General features: G+C 39.2%; 15 protein-coding genes. 8 read left to right on the top strand and 7 right to left on the bottom strand.

What is annotated here, in order from left to right; all coding sequences use genetic code 11:
- Positions 1 to 69: 69 nt before the first annotated feature.
- The 4 genes from AXA65_RS15490 to dinB form a co-directional block, all read right to left on the bottom strand.
- Positions 70 to 681 carry a helix-turn-helix domain-containing protein gene (locus AXA65_RS15490; RefSeq protein WP_228391694.1) on the bottom strand — a complete coding sequence of 204 codons (612 nt, stop codon included), beginning with the start codon at positions 679 to 681 and terminating at the stop codon, positions 70 to 72.
- Positions 682 to 1,315: 634 nt separating this feature from the next.
- A complete protein-coding gene (locus tag AXA65_RS15485; RefSeq protein WP_063970976.1) occupies positions 1,316 to 1,660 on the bottom strand; it encodes an ATP-binding protein in 345 nt (114 codons plus the stop codon).
- Positions 1,661 to 1,831: 171 nt separating this feature from the next.
- The gene (locus AXA65_RS15480; RefSeq protein ID WP_063970975.1) at positions 1,832 to 4,903 is read right to left on the bottom strand and encodes a DNA polymerase III subunit alpha; all 3,072 of its coding nucleotides are present in this window, start codon (positions 4,901 to 4,903) and stop codon (positions 1,832 to 1,834) included.
- A gap of 9 nt (positions 4,904 to 4,912) precedes the next feature.
- Entirely contained in the window at positions 4,913 to 6,055 is a 1,143-nt protein-coding gene (gene dinB, locus AXA65_RS15475; protein WP_063970974.1) for a DNA polymerase IV, read from the bottom strand.
- Between the two features lie 61 nt (positions 6,056 to 6,116).
- Between dinB and AXA65_RS15470 the strand changes: the two genes are divergently transcribed.
- The 5 genes from AXA65_RS15470 to AXA65_RS15450 all read left to right on the top strand — a co-directional run bounded on the left by AXA65_RS15470 (position 6,117) and on the right by AXA65_RS15450 (position 10,343).
- A complete protein-coding gene (locus tag AXA65_RS15470) occupies positions 6,117 to 6,890 on the top strand; it encodes an XRE family transcriptional regulator (protein ID WP_063970973.1) in 774 nt (257 codons plus the stop codon).
- 21 nt (positions 6,891 to 6,911) lie between these two features.
- The gene (locus tag AXA65_RS15465) at positions 6,912 to 7,523 is read left to right on the top strand and encodes an alpha-ketoglutarate-dependent dioxygenase AlkB family protein (RefSeq protein WP_063970972.1); all 612 of its coding nucleotides are present in this window, start codon (positions 6,912 to 6,914) and stop codon (positions 7,521 to 7,523) included.
- A 32-nt stretch (positions 7,524 to 7,555) separates the two neighbouring features.
- A complete protein-coding gene (locus AXA65_RS15460) occupies positions 7,556 to 7,768 on the top strand; it encodes a hypothetical protein (RefSeq protein ID WP_063970971.1) in 213 nt (70 codons plus the stop codon).
- A gap of 133 nt (positions 7,769 to 7,901) precedes the next feature.
- On the top strand, positions 7,902 to 8,579 hold the full coding sequence (locus tag AXA65_RS15455; RefSeq protein WP_063970970.1) for a type 1 glutamine amidotransferase domain-containing protein: 678 nt from the start codon (positions 7,902 to 7,904) through the stop codon (positions 8,577 to 8,579).
- Positions 8,580 to 8,999: 420 nt separating this feature from the next.
- On the top strand, positions 9,000 to 10,343 hold the full coding sequence (locus AXA65_RS15450; RefSeq protein ID WP_063970969.1) for an exodeoxyribonuclease VII large subunit: 1,344 nt from the start codon (positions 9,000 to 9,002) through the stop codon (positions 10,341 to 10,343).
- Positions 10,344 to 10,369: 26 nt separating this feature from the next.
- Here the strand turns inward: AXA65_RS15450 and AXA65_RS15445 are convergent, their stop codons facing one another.
- Genes AXA65_RS15445 through AXA65_RS15435 form a run of 3 tightly spaced genes read right to left on the bottom strand, consistent with a single transcriptional unit; the run spans position 10,370 to position 11,585 of the window.
- Positions 10,370 to 10,573: a hypothetical protein gene (locus AXA65_RS15445; RefSeq protein WP_063970968.1), complete on the bottom strand. Its 204-nt coding sequence runs from the start codon at positions 10,571 to 10,573 to the stop codon at positions 10,370 to 10,372.
- A 19-nt stretch (positions 10,574 to 10,592) separates the two neighbouring features.
- Positions 10,593 to 11,369 (bottom strand): exodeoxyribonuclease III, encoded by a 777-nt coding sequence (gene xth / locus AXA65_RS15440; RefSeq protein ID WP_063970967.1) that lies wholly within the window; start codon positions 11,367 to 11,369, stop codon positions 10,593 to 10,595.
- A 15-nt stretch (positions 11,370 to 11,384) separates the two neighbouring features.
- On the bottom strand, positions 11,385 to 11,585 hold the full coding sequence (locus AXA65_RS15435; RefSeq protein ID WP_063970966.1) for a DUF2945 domain-containing protein: 201 nt from the start codon (positions 11,583 to 11,585) through the stop codon (positions 11,385 to 11,387).
- 272 nt (positions 11,586 to 11,857) lie between these two features.
- Between AXA65_RS15435 and AXA65_RS15430 the strand changes: the two genes are divergently transcribed.
- The 3 genes from AXA65_RS15430 to AXA65_RS15420 all read left to right on the top strand — a co-directional run bounded on the left by AXA65_RS15430 (position 11,858) and on the right by AXA65_RS15420 (position 15,861).
- A complete protein-coding gene (locus AXA65_RS15430; protein ID WP_063970965.1) occupies positions 11,858 to 12,139 on the top strand; it encodes a helix-turn-helix domain-containing protein in 282 nt (93 codons plus the stop codon).
- 95 nt (positions 12,140 to 12,234) lie between these two features.
- A complete protein-coding gene (locus tag AXA65_RS15425) occupies positions 12,235 to 13,692 on the top strand; it encodes a DUF3945 domain-containing protein (protein ID WP_063970964.1) in 1,458 nt (485 codons plus the stop codon).
- A 42-nt stretch (positions 13,693 to 13,734) separates the two neighbouring features.
- Positions 13,735 to 15,861 (top strand): type IA DNA topoisomerase, encoded by a 2,127-nt coding sequence (locus AXA65_RS15420; RefSeq protein WP_063970963.1) that lies wholly within the window; start codon positions 13,735 to 13,737, stop codon positions 15,859 to 15,861.
- Positions 15,862 to 15,889: the final 28 nt, after the last annotated feature.

Genomic DNA, 15,889 nt, shown 5'->3' with positions numbered 1-15,889 from the left:
ATAAAGATATTGATATACCATAATTCCCTAGTATCCCTAAATTCGAAAATCATATACGGAATTTCTTTTTTAAAAATGCTGTTGTCTTCGGTACCTTTGGGGCGATATTGACGCATGCTTTTTAAAGAAACGGCCGAATGCAGAGGTAGAATTAAAGCCTGTTTCAAATGCAATCTGAGAAATATTTTTTTCTGGATAGCCGAGCAGAACGCAAACCTCTTTTAATAAGGCCTCATCAATAATCTGATGCGGCGTTTTGCCGGTCGCTTTTTTTACAATCAGAATAAGATATTTGTTGGAAATGAATAGCTTGTCCGCATAGTATTGTACGTCCTTATGCTGCAAAATATTTTCTTTCACCAATTCATTGAATTTAAAAAAAATATGATTGTTATCCTGTGGAGTGGAATATGCGTTGTCTTTTCTGCCTTCATCAGTTAGGACTGCAACTTCCAATAAAATATTAATAATAATAGTACGAAGAATATCTTCTGTAAAACGACCATTCCTCGTGGTCTGCTGCTGAAGATATTCCAACAAATTGATTAAGTGTTTACTACTTGCTTCGTTGGAAATAACTACATTAAAGGTAGTTTTATTGAATAGAGACAGATTCTCGATAAAAAATGGATTAGAAATGTTCTTCAGCAGGAAATTCTTTTCAAAGAATAGAACCTTCATGCGGAAATCTTTGCTGGTATTTACAAATTTTATAATTGTTGACGGAGCAGATATCAGGAATCCGTTTTGGGATATATTGTAATGGTGATTATCAATTTCTAAATCAATACTACCGGAAACACAGATGCAGAATGCATAAAAATCCATGCGGAACAGTCTTTTTGGGAATTCAAAAATGAGTTTTCCTGAAGATATATAGTAAGGTTCATCACAGTGTACCTGATAAAAAGATAATATTTCTTTAATACTTTCGTAAGCTTTCATAGTTCCGGTTAATGGTACAGATGTGGAGTTTTTAAATAACTTTATTGATTATCAATACTATACAAAGATATAATAAAAAAAACGATGTACTATAATGCATCGTTTTTTATTTTTTGCCGACTAAAAAAGCAAAATAGCGATTCCGGAACGTAGTAATTTATGCTAGATGGTTCAGTTGTGGAGTTACTAATTTACTTTAAATCATTATGAATAAACGGCGAAATCAATGCATTCACTGTAATTACAGCTACTGTATCAAGGCAGGAACAACATCACAAAATAAGCAGCGCTATCAGTGCAAAAAATGTAAAAAGAAGTTCATTGGGAACTATTCTTATCGTGCATATCATAAAAGTACTAATCATAATATTCAGCAACTAATAAAAGAAGGAGTTGGTATTAGAGGTATTAGCAGATTACTTGATGTCAGCAAGACGACTGTACTAAAAAAGATTTTAAAAATCGCTTCTAAAGTTGTTAAGCCACCAATCAGTTCATTTCTGTGTACGCCAATTCCATCATCTTTGATTGTAATCTGACTTATAATTGTTGGATGTATTTCAGAATTATCTGTATAATCTATATCAATCCATACATTGTTCGCTTTTGCCTGGATAGAATTGTTAATTAATTCACAAAATGCTGTAAACGTACTAATGTAGTTTGCAAATAATTCATTTACTAATCTAGAGTTTGTAGTTAATTTTCTATTCATCGGTTATGGTTGATTTTTTTTAGCTATCTTTTCGTACAATATTTGTAATTACTAAAATATTTATGAGCTAATTTAACATATTAAGTTAAACAATTGATACTACAAATTAAATTGAATCTAAAATTCATTTATTAGAATATCAAATTATTATAATATTTTTTGTTTTAAAAATTAATATCCCATTTTCTTACGGGGCAATTCAATTTCATGTGGATATGGCTCTCTAAAAGTGACACTCACATCTTCCCGAAGACTTCTTTCTATTTCCAGTGATTTTTCCTTATCCATCGAATATCGAGGATCTGCGATCAGTGGCATCTTTGCCATTTTTATGATGGTGACCGTTGGAAAGTGGTAGTCCACCTCAACCGTTCCCAATAATAGATAAATGCCACCTTCTTTAAAAGGAAACCTTCTGAGACTATCAGGGAAATGGGCTGTGTCAAAATACTGTCCTTCGGCATCGATCCAAGTCCCGAAATACATATCATCCTTCTTCCCGGGATGATTTTTCTTTTTAATGGGCACATGCTTTCTTGAGATCAGATAGGCCAACATCTTAACCTGTTTCTTATGGTATTTCAGCAGATCCCTCACCAAAACGTGACCTCTGTATTTTGTCTTCAGCAGGTCAAACATAGAAAAGGAAACAGGAAAGCCCAATATTTCGATCTCATCAAAAGCATCTTCAAATTGATTCCGTTCAATAACAGGCAGTTGATAATCCTTCTGAGGCTCATCAAATAAAGAAATGATCTTCGTTTTATACTGCCCTTTTGATAATAGGAATCGAGCTTCGATCAGCAATTCATGTTTTTGTTTTCCTGTAAACCTGAAGGCCCCAATAAAAATGAGTATCTGCAGTGACTCTATACCGATCGGTACTCGCTTAATAAAATCCTCAAGTGATGTATAATCTCCATTGTTTCTTCGTTCGTCAGTAATGAACTGCTTGAGAGAAGCTTCCAGTTTTTCGATATGCATAAAACCAAGATATACGTCAGTCCCATACACTGTCGTCTGAAATTCACTGAGGTTGACACAGGGATTATGAATGGTTGCCCCAGCCATTTTGGCTTCATGGACATATACTTCTGTTCTGTAAAATCCACCACCGTTATTGATGGCTGATACCATAAATTCGATAGGGTAGTAGGCCTTGAGATAAAGGCTTTGGTAGCTCTCCACTGCATAGGAAGCCGAGTGTGCCTTGCAGAATGAATAGCCGGCAAACGATTCGATCTGGCGATATACTTCCTGAGATAATTGTTCAGGATGTCCTTTTTTCCTGCAAGACTCAAAAAAATCATCTTTTAATTTCTGTAATGCAGATAAAGAACGGCCTTTACCGCTCATTGCTCTGCGCAAGACATCACCATTTTCTGCAGAAACACCACCGAAATGAAGTGCGATTTTGATGACATCCTCCTGATAGACCATAATACCATAGGTTTCTCCCAATTCCTTTTCAAAGACCTCGTGAAAATATTCGAACTGATCGGGATGGTTATGCCGGAATATATATTCCCGCATCATTCCGCTTTGGGCTACACCAGGACGGATAATGGATGAGGCGGCCACCAAAACCTTGTAATTCTCACACTTCAATCTTCTCAATAATCCCCGCATAGCAGGCGATTCAATATAGAAACAGCCAATCGTCTTTCCGATACTCAGGAACTCATTGCACTTGGCTTCATTCTTTGAGATCCTTGTATCCTCAATGTCAACAGTGATCCCTCTTTTTTCTTCAATCAGTCTAACCGTATCTTTTATGGTTCCCAATCCTCTTTGTGATAGAATATCAAATTTCTCTAAACCTATATCTTCTGCAGTATGCATATCAAATTGTACGATCGGGAATTCCTTTGGGGGAAATTCCAAAGCAGAATAATTCGTGATCGGTTCCTCTGAGATCAGTATCCCGCAGGAATGCATGCTTCGTTGATTAGGGAAACCTACTAATAATTTTTCATATTTATAGATCTCATCAACGATGGAATTCTGATCATGCTGATCCCTCGGTTTTTTAGATAGAATATCCAGTTCTTCTTTGGGTAGCCCGAACACTTTCCCCAATTCCCTAAACCTCGATCTGCTTTTAAATTCCACATTCGTTCCGCAAAAGGCAACATGGTCTTTTCCATATTTATCAAAGATATATTGCAGTATGGTGTCCCGGTTCTTCCAGCTCCAGTCCAGATCAAAATCTGGTGGTGTCTTCCTGTTAAGATTTAAAAACCTTTCAAAATAAAGGTCCAGTTCCAAAGGGCATATGTCCGTGATCCCGATACAATAGCTCACAATGGAATTGGCACCGCTGCCACGACCAACATGCATAAAGTCCATCCGATTGCTGTACTGGACGATATCCCAGGTGATCAAAAAATAGCCACAGAAATTAAGTTGATCGATCACTGCCAGTTCTTTATCCACTCTTGCCTTTGCCTGTACGTTATCATCAGGATATCTTTTGTCTAAGCCCTCATAAGCCAGTTTTTTCAATAATTTAAAATCATTTTCCTTGTTTTCGGTATAGTACTTTTTGTTTTTGGGTGTTTTAAAGTCAAAGTCAAAACAGCATTCATCAACAATATATTTGGTGTTTTCAATGATCTCCTGATATTGGGAATACTTCTCTAACAGTCTTCTTTTACCGATAAAAGTCTCATTGCTTTTACAATAATCATCCTCTGTGAGTTTAGTAAATAAAGTGTTGCCTGCTATTGCCCTCAGAACCTTATGCAGTTCATATTCTTCATCCGTCTTAAAGGTTACCGGATGCAGGATAACCATTTTATGGGTCAAGGCCGTCAGCTCAGGAGCGTATAACAGATTTAATTCATCCTGTCTTATTCCTATATATTCATGTTCCAGTAGTTTTTCCGGTATATTCTTCAGAGGGTAGATCACAAAGCTATCTTCCAGCTGAGGATTAGCTTTAGGGATCTCGATTCCTTCACAATTGTAATTGGTCAAAAGCCTGTTGACCTCTGCGATGCCTTTTGGGTTTTTGGCAAGACAGATGTAGTATTGTTCATTCTCCACCCGAATATCAACCCCAACAATTGGTTTGATCCCTACATTCTGACAAAGCTTATAAAACTGGTAGATACCCGTAACCGTATTGATGTCGGTCAATGCCAAAACCTTTAGTTTATGGTCAACAGCGAGCTGAACCAGATCTTCAACAGAAATGGTCCCATAACGCAAACTGTGATAAGTATGGCAATTGAGAAACATAATAAAATATTAAAGTATTAGACCTGATGCTCTGCCGACACTGGATGGACCGAACCTATCCTTCAGATGATCCATCGTCTGATACAAAGAGATCAATTCTTCCGTATCTTCAAAAAGATCCATTTGGTGCAGGCCATGGACCAGACCGGTAAATCTGACACCGATCAATCGGATCCTCATTCTTCTTGTATAGACCTTATTGAATAGTTCCAAAACATACCTGAGCAAAGTATGATCAGCCGAAGTATAGGGGATCCTGCATTGTTTGGTCTCCGTATCAAAATTCGCATATCGAATCTTAATGGAAACTGTTGAGGTCAGCCATTTTTCGTGTCTCAGCTGATAACAAAGTTTTTCAACCATTCCTGACAATACACTTCTGATGTTCTGAATATCGATGGTATCCTGAGAAAATGTATTCTCTGTAGAGATCGATTTTCTTTCGGAGTATGGAACAACCGGCGTTTCGTCGATACCGTGTGCTTTCTTCCAAAGGGTCGTACCATTCTTTCCGACCAGCTCCTGCAATACATGGACGGGCATCTCAGAAAGCGTCTTTATGGTCTTGACACCTAATCGTGAAAACAGGTTGAATGTTTCAGGTCCGACCATCGGGATCTTTTTAATCGATAAAGGATTTAGGAAATTTTGGATATTGGCCTCTTTCACTTCAAATCTTCCGGTGGGTTTGGATTCACCGGTTCCGATCTTAGAGACCGTCTTATTAGTGGAAAGAGCAAAGCTGATCGGCAAACCTGTATTTTCAGTTACAGCATCGACGATCTCATTCGTCCATTGAAAGCAGCCGAAGAACTGATCCATTCCTGACAAATCAATATAAAATTCATCAATGCTGGCTTTTTCCAACACCGGAACTTTTTCCTGAATGACCTCTGTTACCAGATGCGACATATTGGAATAATATTCCGTATCCCCTTTTATCACTCTTGCCTCCGGACACAAACGCAAGGCCATTTTAATGGGCATAGCCGAACGGACACCGAATTTTCTTGCTTCATACGAGCATGATGCCACTACACCACGATCCCCACCTCCTATGATTACGGGCTGTTTCTCCAATACAGAGTTTTTCAGCCGTTCACAGGAAACAAAAAAGGTGTCCAGGTCCATGTGTGCAATTGCTCTTTCCATTTGACAAAATTAGATACATTATGTATCTTTTTTATTATATTTGCAGATACAAATTGTATCAATGTCAATATTTTCAGAAAACATCAGGCTTCTAAGGCATAAGAAAAATTTATCTCAGCAGAGTTTTGCAGAAAGTCTAGGGATGAGTAGAGTGCGTTATTCAAAATACGAAGACGGGCGTTCAGAGGCACCTTACGAGATCCTGATCCGGATCTCCAAATTCTTCAATGTGAGTATCGATCTGCTGCTGACCCTTGATATCAGCAAATATCCGGTGGACAATATGATGAAGCTACCGGAGAACAGGGTGGTATTGCCGATTACCGTAGATTCTGAAGGGGAGAATTTTATCGAGATCGTACCTCAGAAAGCATCGATGGGTTATCTGAAAGGCTTCAGTGATGCAGATTATATTTATAAGCTTTCCCGAATGAAACTTCCCTTTTTGAAGAATGGAAAATACAGGGCTTTTCTGGCGGATGGTGATTCGATGCCTCCTTTTGCAGACGGCTCCTATATTATAGGCGAATACATAGAACAATTGACCGACCTGAAACCTGGGAAGGAATATATTTTCGTCACTTCAGAAGGCATCACTTACAAGACATTGGTCAAGCAGACGAAAAAGTCAGTTATTGTCTCGGCTGACAATACATTTTATGAGCCTTACGAGATCCCTCTTGAAAATGTTTTTGAGGTATGGAAATATGTGCGTGGAATCCTTCCGGAAAATTATAAACCTGGAAAGACAAATGAGACATATATCAATACAGTGTTGCAGGAACTTAAAACCAGTATCAAAGAACTGGATGACAAAGTCTCTTCCATTAAATAATTTTTATCAATCAATATTCCCATGCAGCTGAGTTTATTTGATGCCGAAGAGTTTTACGAGTTTCCAAAAGACCTTTTGGAATACAGGGAGAATTTCCTGAGTAGGGAAGAGGCTGATGGATTAAAAGACCATCTGCTTAAAACCGCCACATGGGAACAGCGTACTCAGAAAATGTATGATAAGACCGTCTTGACGCCGCGACTAACTGCCTGGTATGGCGATCAGAACAAATCTTACGAATCAGCTGATAATAATACTTCAAGTACCAATCTCTGGATCCCGGAGCTATTATCCCTGAAAGAGCGAATTGAAAAAGAATTTGGATATAGGTTCAATGGTGTTCTATTAAATCTCTATCGTGACAACAATGATTCAGTTGCCTGGCACAGGGACAAAGAAAACAGATATGGAAAACGCCCTGTCATTGCATCGATCAGCCTTGGGCAGACCAGGAACTTTGATTTCAGAAAAAGAGACCACCATCAAAGCAAATACGGTCTGCCGCTTCCTAATGGTTCACTCCTTATTATGAAAGGTGACCTGCAGGAAAACTGGGAACACCGGATCGCCAAATCTACTGTACGTATGAAGGAACGTATTAATCTAACATTCCGATTGATCAGTGAACTATAATATCATAAAAAATAAAATTAAATAATAGTTATATGTCTATTTCTTACTACGATTTTAAAAATCTGCCCACGCAATCTCAATATGAATTGGCTTTGGCCGAAGGAAGGGTCATCAGTGAAACCTCTAAGGATGGACTAAAGTTTGTATTGTATGAGCTGTCGAGTTTTTCAGTTGAGATCGTATATAATACCATCAATAAAAAGATAGAAGGTCTTAGCGTCTTCCAGAATAAAGGAACTTTATGACACATAAAATAATTCATTTGTCTGCATATCAAAAAAAGTGTGATTGGGATCACATTAAAATAGTGACTTAGATCCTGTATTTGAAACACAGATAAATTCAAACTTTGTAGTAATAAATTAAATAGATATAAAAATGAGCAAAAAAGTTTTATTTGTGCTTACTAGTCACGACGAATTAGGAAATACAGGTCAGAAGACGGGATTTTGGACGGAAGAGCTAGCGGCTCCTTATTATGCATTGTCTGATAAAAATGTGGAAATAACATTGGCATCTCCAAAGGGTGGTCAACCACCAATTGATCCGAAAAGTGAAGACCCTTCATCTCAAACGGATACTACACGCAGAATGGACAATGATGAGGTTTTAAAGGATAAATTAAAAAATACCCATAAATTATCCGAAGTCAAAAGCGAAGACTTTGATGCGGTATTTTATCCTGGTGGTCACGGTCCTTTATGGGATCTGGCTGAAGACAAGGTTTCTCAACAACTTATCGTAGATTTTTATACCAATGACAAACCTGTAGCATTTGTATGCCACGCACCAGGGGTTTTGAAGGATGTGAAAATTGACGGTGAATATTTGGTAAAAGATAAAAATGTCACTGGATTTACAAATACCGAGGAAGAGGCTGTACAACTTACGGAGATAGTTCCGTTTCTGGTTGAAGATATGCTGAAACAGAATGGCGGATCATACAGTAAAGTTGAAGATTGGGCTCCTTACGCTGTGGTTGACGGAAGACTGGTCACAGGACAAAATCCTGCATCATCTGAAAAAGTGGCTGAGGAATTATTAAAACTTATTTAGTTTTTTCATTCCAAAGGATCAGACCTTAACGTTCGACTGTAAAATAATTCCATTCTTTTTAGGAAAAATTAGGATAATCAGGTCTTTTTTAAAATACAATTAACACCACCATTCACTTTCAAATGTATTTAGTTTACATAATTTTGCAAAGGAAATACTTTTATAAAGGTTTTCATGGTTATTAGTTTTTATCCCCATATTATTTGGGGATTTTTTATTTCTAAAGCAACTAAAATGTTGTAATAGTTGAAGCCAAAAGTTAGAAAGCGACATACGTTCTATATTCTTTTAAAGTATAGGTAATTGTTGCATTCAATTTAAAAGCTCACCTTTTCAGGATATGTAAACACGGCTATTTTATTTAAGTTCAATTAGCAATACCTTTGCTTATCAAGCTTTTTTAAAACGACAGTCAATCACATGGACGATCAAGATGTCACATATCCGGTCTATTCACCAGCCTCAGTCATTGGGATCTTCAGCAATGCCCTGAAGCTCAATGCCACGGTCAATCTGATCTATCTTAAAGGCAGATATGCTTTTGGTGGTGGTAAATCCTATGGGAACTACTATTATGACCTTCTGTTCTCAGAAGGTGATCATACTTCGATAGGGATTCGTATTTCTTCATTGCTCAGGAGCAAGATCATCAATAATGAAGTGTATACGCTCAGAGGCTTTATTGAGAAAAACATTAAAAATTCTTCGATTGAACTGCGCTTTGTGGTTGACGAGATCGTTCAGCAGGAAGAAAAATCCATCTCCGAAGAAGAATTGGAAAGGTATGGGCTGATCCAGAAAAAACTGGAGACAGGATCAAAAGACCTTGAAACCCTGATCAGGGATAAGATGCTCAAAGATGAAAAGGTCAGGGTCGCTAACATTTATGGAAATAATGCGATTGTCCGGAAGGATTTTTTCGAAGGATTGGATGTTTCCCGAAAATATTTTGATATTTCAGATCACAGCTGTAATATCACTTCCTCCACTGCGATCATTTCCAAACTGAAGGAAATTTCAGCTTTGGATTATGACATTGTTGCCTTGGTCAGGGGAGGAGGTGACCGGCAGAGTATGGAAACCTTCAATGAACTGAGCCGATCCGAATTATTCATAACAATGAAACCGGTTACTGTTACGGCTATCGGTCATACGGTCGATGAAACTTTATTGGATAAGCTGGCTGACAAGCGTTTTCATTTACCCCACGATTACGGCGCTGGATTGCATGCCATTGCAGAGAAGCTATCCCACGAAAGATCAAATTCAAGAGCTTTGCTCATCGATGAGGTCAAAAAAGATGTTACCAAGCAGTTTTCGGAACAGGTAGAAACTTTAGAAAAGCAGCTGAAGAAGAAAAATGAAGAATTCACCGAAGCCCAGAAAATATATAAAGAGCAGGTAGAGAACCATAACAAAACCTTTACAGACCAACTGAAAATCAGAAACGAGGAATTTCATAAACTTCAGGTAGCGTCCGGTAAACAGCTTGAAGATCTTCAGAAGAATTTCCAGGAGCAGCAGAAACAACGCCAGGCTGAAATGGAAAACTACAAAAAGGAGATCGCCATTCTGCACGAAAAGAATGTCCAGTCCGGCATCAATGAAAAGACTGCTTCATTAAGAATTCTTTTAGAAAATGTAAGGCAGGATAATGTAAGGCTGAATCAGGAAGTGCACAGAAATAAAACTAATTATGGGAAGATTATTATAGTTTTTCTTATAGCATTGATCATTGGCTTTTTCTTAGCAAAACTGGTTTAAATAGCGTTTTGAACCGAGACACGTTACTAGATCAGTTTTCTCTCTTTGGCAATAACGGCAAGGTGGAAAGGCGTTTTCGCACCGCATAGCTTTTTTATAATTGTAAGTCTTTTCTCAATGCTGCTCTTACTTGTAATGATCGATTCGTCGTCCTCAAGTTGTTTCGGTATATCACCGATCTTCAGACCTTGTGACAAGTACTTTAGTATCAAAAAATCTACTTTTTCCATTTAACAAATTTAAAAATAATTATGTTCTGTCGAGTTCGATCCAGACAGGTGCATGGTCACTGCTTTTTTCCCAGCCGCGGACTTCCTTATCTATACCCCCTCTGATCAGGCTTGATTTCAAATATGGGCTTAGTAAAATATGATCTAGTCTGATTCCCGCATTTCTGTCGTACGCTTTGTATAGATAGTCCCAAAATGTGTAGATCGTTTCATCTTGAAATAAGGTACGGATAGAATCTGTCCATCCATTTTTCAGAAACTGCCTGTAAGCTTTTCTGACTTCTGGTTGAAAAAGTGCATCATCTTTCCATCTTTCAGGTTTATAAACATCTTTTTCAGTCGGAATAATATTAAAATCGCCTATCAATATGGCAGGCAGATTCATATCGATAAATTGTTTTGTTCTTTTTTTTAGACGCTTGATCCATTCCATTTTGTATTCAAACTTTGGCCCTGGAAAAGGATTTCCATTCGGTAAGTAGAGACAGCAGATCACGATCTGGTCAATAATCACTTCAAGATAGCGGCTTTGAATATCATCTGCATTACCAGGCAGTGAACGCTGGACTTCTGTCATGTCAAAATCTCTACACAGGATTGCTATTCCATTCCATTGCTTTTGTCCATGCCATATCGCCTGATAGCCGGCTTGGTTAATTTCAGCAATAGGGAATTTTTCCTGCTGCGCCTTCAATTCCTGAAGGCATACGATATCTGGCTTTGCATTTTTCAGCCACTTAAGAAGGACAGGCAGGCGACTGTTGATGCCGTTCACATTGTATGTTGCTATTTTCATCGTTACGACTTACGTTTATAATTTCTTTAAAGCTGAAGCTTTGTGGACAGCATTTTTACCGGTCTTTTCGCTCATCACCTCATATTGCGGGCTGTCTTGAGAAGCTCTTCTCTGCCTGTTTATAAAGATAAAATCGCTGGTATGAATTTTTGTGATGATTCCATGGGTCTCTCCATAACGAAATTTCCATTTGACCTTATCTCCTTTTTTCAACATTATTTTTATTTTATACCGGTTTCAATATGATCTGATAAATCAACATAAAGACAAAAACCATACCTTATAAAAGAGCCTTTTTACTTTATATCATACGACATTCAGTACGACGATAAAACCGATTAAGATATTTATTCTAAAATATAAATACAATAAATCTTTTCGGTACTACGAAAAGGTAGTGATTTTATGTGATGATCAATTTTCAACTTTACCCCAATAAAAAGTTGATCAACTGTTCAAATCATTATTAACATCAAAAAATCACCGTTATGAATATCGAAAGAACAGAATTTACCGCCTGGATGGAAAGGATCATGGAACGATTCGACATCCTGAAAGAGCAAGTTTCATCCAGCCAATCCAGATTCATAGAGATCGACGGGGAGGTGCTGCTTGACAATCAGGACGTATTACAACTCTTAAAGATCAGTTCAAGATCATTGCAACGCTACCGCACAGACAAAAAGCTGCCTTATTACACCATCAGTGGAAAGCTTTATTACAAGCTGTCCGATGTCCATCAGCTCATCAGAGAATGTTTAAGTACATAATGAAGTAAGACAGATGCTGCCAAAGAAGTAGACAAAGTTCCAAATCAAAACAGTCACCACCAACCCCTCTATCTTCATCGAACAAAATATCTGCTATGGAAGAGAAGGTACAGAATGCACCCAATGAAACGAATAAAATCAAGCCGGTGTCCGACACATTGCTTGTCTTGAACATCCATACCAATGCGGTCGAGATGGTTAAAGGAATCGACCAAGATGGAAACCTTCAAAAGATACCTCCCAAAGAGAAAAGAGACAACGACCAATTGATCCGGGTTGACAAGCAGGGTGACCTGTTCTCGAACTTCTTTTCCAATTTTTACCGGCAGCTTAAAAACCCATCGCATTTCAATTTCTTCAAGGTCTCGGAATACGATGCCGTCAACATGGCGAAAGACCTTCAGCAATATGTTGATCAGGCATCCCCTGAAGAAAAGGAAAAGCTGAAAGATTATGCAATACAATTAAAAAATACAAACCCATTAAAAAATCAGAATACAATGGAAAACAACACAGAAACTCAGGAATACCGTTTCCAGCCGGAACAGATCGACTGGAAGACAATGGAAAAATTTGGGCTTAACAAGGAAAAGCTAGAAAAGATGAATGCTATGGATTCTCTGCTCAGAGGTTTCAAGACCAATAATTTAATTCCTATTACCATCAATCTGGGAACAGCGGTCAGCAAGATGGATGTCCGTCTATCACTCCAGACCGCAGACAACGGAGAGGTTGCCGTGAATCTGCACGGCATTCGCAAAGAGCCTAACTACAATCTTAAGTTCCTCGGTCACGAGTTCACTGACGAAGACAAGAAAAACCTGAAAGAAAGCGGAAATATGGGCAGGGTCGTCGATCTGGTCAATCCGAAAACCGATGAGATCATTCCGTCCGTGATCAGCCGTGACAGATTGACCAATGAATTGGTCGCCTACAGGGCTGAGTATATGAAAATCCCGGATGACATCAAGGGTATCAAGCTGGATGACCACCAGAAACAAACATTGCTGGAAGGCAAGCCTCTTTATCTTGAAGGGATGACCTCCAAAAAAGGAGAACTGTTCGATGCCACAGTACAGTTCAATGCAGACAAGCGCTATGTCGAATTTATCTTCAACAATAACCAGAACCAGCAACAAACCCAACAGCAGAACCCATCCAGTCAGCAAAATCAATCCAAAGGTGGGGAAGCCCCGAGAGTATTCCGTGGAAAAGAACTGGATGATGCACAGTATGATAAATTCAAAGCAGGGCAGACGGTGTATGTTGATGGATTGGTGGACGGCAAAGGAAAAGCGTATCAAGGCTACATCACCTTCAACAAGGAAACATCTAAAACGAACTTTTCCTTTACCAATCCCAACAAGCTGAAAGAAAAAGCCCAACCATCAGAAGAACATAAGACCCAAAAGGCGGTCAATTCCGATGGCAAGACGAATGAGGCCACCAAGAATCTCAAAGAGCCTTTAGATTCCAAACAGCAACAGCCTGCCAACAAGCAACAGGAAGCCCAGCAAAAGAAACCGGTCAGATCTAAAGGACGCAAGATGTAACCAAAAAATCAAAACAATTCCAACCACAATAAACCCAAAGGTATGAAAGCCATCATCGCAGAAAAGCCCAGTGTCGCAAGAGAGATCGCACAATTATTAAATGCCAATGAAAGAAAAGACGGTTACCTGGAAGGCAACGGGTATTGCGTGACCTGGGCATTGGGTCATTTGGTATCATTGGGAATGCCGGAGGATTATGGTATAAGAGGCTTTGACAAAGCCTCTTTGCCAATCTTTCCAGACCCATTCCTATTGATACCCAGACTCATTAAAAAGCCAAATCAAAAAGGCTATCAGCCTGATCCTTCCGCACTGAAACAGCTAAAGATCTTACAAAATGTCATTGATCGATGCGACAGCATCATTGTCGCAACCGATGCAGGAAGGGAAGGAGAGTTGATCTTCCGGTATATTTATCACTATCTCCAATGCAACAAACCCTTTGAAAGATTATGGATCAGCTCTCTGACAGAAAAGGCCATACAGGACGGTTTTAAAAAGCTCCAGCCAGGTTCAGCGTTCAACGGCTTATATAATGCCGCCAAATCCAGAAGCGAAGCAGACTGGCTGGTCGGAATCAACGCTACGCAGGCCTTGAGCATTGCCGCCCATCAGGATGTCTATTCTTTGGGACGAGTACAGACCCCGACATTAGCCCTGATCTGCAAGAGATTTGAAGACCATCAGAATTTCACACAAAAGAAATACTGGCAGATCCAGCTGAAACACCGCAAAGATTATCTGGACTTTACCAGCCAGTCCAATGAACAATGGGAGGACAAAAAGCAGGCAGAACAGATCCTAAAATCCATAGAGCGGGAAGGCAAAGCTACTGTTGAAGATGTATCCGTCAAAATCGTACAGGAATCATCCCCAGTACTTTTTGACCTGACAGAACTTCAGAAGGAAGCCAACAGAAAACTGGGTATGTCGGCCGATGAGGTTCTGCAGACCGCACAGGCGCTTTATGAAAAGCGATTCATTACCTATCCGAGAACCGGCAGCAAATATATTCCTGAAGATCTTTGGGCAGAGATCCCGGAGCTGGTCAGAATTCTGAATACCGTCGATCAATTCAAAGCTGCCGTGTCAACGCTAAAATTCGGCAGCTTCAACAAACGGATGGTGAATGACCTCAAGGTGACCGACCACCACGGACTATTGATCACTACGAAGATACCATCCGCGCTCACTGCAACAGAAAAAGCCATCTACGATATGATCGCCTACCGTCTTCTTGAATCACTCTCAGAGCATTGTTCCAAAGAGGTCAGCCATATCACGATCAAAGTACATCATTATGAATTCAACATCAAAGGGTCCAAAATACTGACCAAAGGCTGGCGGGCCATCAAAGGCATCCTTTCAGAAAACAGTGACAATACAACTGAGGACAGCAAATTCAACAGAAATAACGACACCAGCGTTGAAGAACCCCTCATTAACCTTCCTGAGTTCAAGGCAGGAGATGAACTCAAGATCTCACAAGAGGACCTTTCGGAAAAAACAACACGACCTCCCAAATTATACAGTGAGGCCGATCTTTTGTCAGCAATGGAAAATGCAGGAAGGACAATAGAAGATAAAGAACAGCAAAAAGCAATTTCAAGTACCGGCATCGGTACACCTGCCACAAGAGCCTCGATTATCGAGACTTTGCTTAGCAGGAGCTATATCATCAGAAAAAGCAAAGCTTTAATTCCAACTGAAAAAGGACTGAAAGTATACGATCTGGTCAAAGATCAAAAGATCGCTAATGTGCAGATGACCGCAGAGTGGGAGATGGCATTGGAAAAGATCGAAAAAGGCGAACTTAGTTCAAAACAATTCATCACCGACATCAAAAACTACACATCAGAGATCACCGCAGAACTTCTGTCACTCTCCATTCCACAGGAAAACATTCCTGAACTCAAATGTCCAAAATGCCAGCAGCAAAACCTGCTTATCAAAGACAAGATCATCAAATGTCCGGATGAGCACTGCAACTGGATGCAGTTCAGAACGGTTTGCAGTGTACAGCTTAGCATAGAGCAGATCACTGCACTCATCAACGACAGAAAAACGCCGCTCATCAAAAATATGAAGGCTAAAAACGGCAAAAAGTTCAGTGCCTTTATAGTTTTAAAGGACGATAACAAAACAATATTTGAGTTCCCCGCTAAATAGATGTACTCTGAAAATATGTATATTAGAA

It is taken from the genome of Chryseobacterium sp. FP211-J200 (assembly GCF_001643375.1).
Taxonomy (GTDB): domain Bacteria; phylum Bacteroidota; class Bacteroidia; order Flavobacteriales; family Weeksellaceae; genus Epilithonimonas; species Epilithonimonas ginsengisoli.
The sequence above is the reverse complement of the archived record's forward strand: the minus strand, read 5'-3'. Positions and strand labels throughout refer to the sequence as shown.

What these genes read in the sequence shown, in the direction of transcription:
- AXA65_RS15490 (WP_228391694.1), bottom strand. Translation starts at nt 681, where the DNA reads ATGAAGGTTCTATTCTTTGAAAAGAATTTCCTGCTGAAGAACATTTCT.
- dinB (WP_063970974.1), bottom strand. Translation starts at nt 6,055, where the DNA reads ATGGAAAGAGCAATTGCACACATGGACCTGGACACCTTTTTTGTTTCC.
- AXA65_RS15430 (WP_063970965.1), top strand. Translation starts at nt 11,858, where the DNA reads ATGAATATCGAAAGAACAGAATTTACCGCCTGGATGGAAAGGATCATG.
- AXA65_RS15455 (WP_063970970.1), top strand. Translation starts at nt 7,902, where the DNA reads ATGAGCAAAAAAGTTTTATTTGTGCTTACTAGTCACGACGAATTAGGA.
- AXA65_RS15445 (WP_063970968.1), bottom strand. Translation starts at nt 10,573, where the DNA reads ATGGAAAAAGTAGATTTTTTGATACTAAAGTACTTGTCACAAGGTCTG.
- AXA65_RS15420 (WP_063970963.1), top strand. Translation starts at nt 13,735, where the DNA reads ATGAAAGCCATCATCGCAGAAAAGCCCAGTGTCGCAAGAGAGATCGCA.
- AXA65_RS15465 (WP_063970972.1), top strand. Translation starts at nt 6,912, where the DNA reads ATGCAGCTGAGTTTATTTGATGCCGAAGAGTTTTACGAGTTTCCAAAA.
- AXA65_RS15435 (WP_063970966.1), bottom strand. Translation starts at nt 11,585, where the DNA reads ATGTTGAAAAAAGGAGATAAGGTCAAATGGAAATTTCGTTATGGAGAG.
- AXA65_RS15480 (WP_063970975.1), bottom strand. Translation starts at nt 4,903, where the DNA reads ATGTTTCTCAATTGCCATACTTATCACAGTTTGCGTTATGGGACCATT.
- AXA65_RS15470 (WP_063970973.1), top strand. Translation starts at nt 6,117, where the DNA reads ATGTCAATATTTTCAGAAAACATCAGGCTTCTAAGGCATAAGAAAAAT.
- AXA65_RS15485 (WP_063970976.1), bottom strand. Translation starts at nt 1,660, where the DNA reads ATGAATAGAAAATTAACTACAAACTCTAGATTAGTAAATGAATTATTT.
- xth (WP_063970967.1), bottom strand. Translation starts at nt 11,369, where the DNA reads ATGAAAATAGCAACATACAATGTGAACGGCATCAACAGTCGCCTGCCT.
- AXA65_RS15425 (WP_063970964.1), top strand. Translation starts at nt 12,235, where the DNA reads ATGGAAGAGAAGGTACAGAATGCACCCAATGAAACGAATAAAATCAAG.
- AXA65_RS15450 (WP_063970969.1), top strand. Translation starts at nt 9,000, where the DNA reads ATGGACGATCAAGATGTCACATATCCGGTCTATTCACCAGCCTCAGTC.
- AXA65_RS15460 (WP_063970971.1), top strand. Translation starts at nt 7,556, where the DNA reads ATGTCTATTTCTTACTACGATTTTAAAAATCTGCCCACGCAATCTCAA.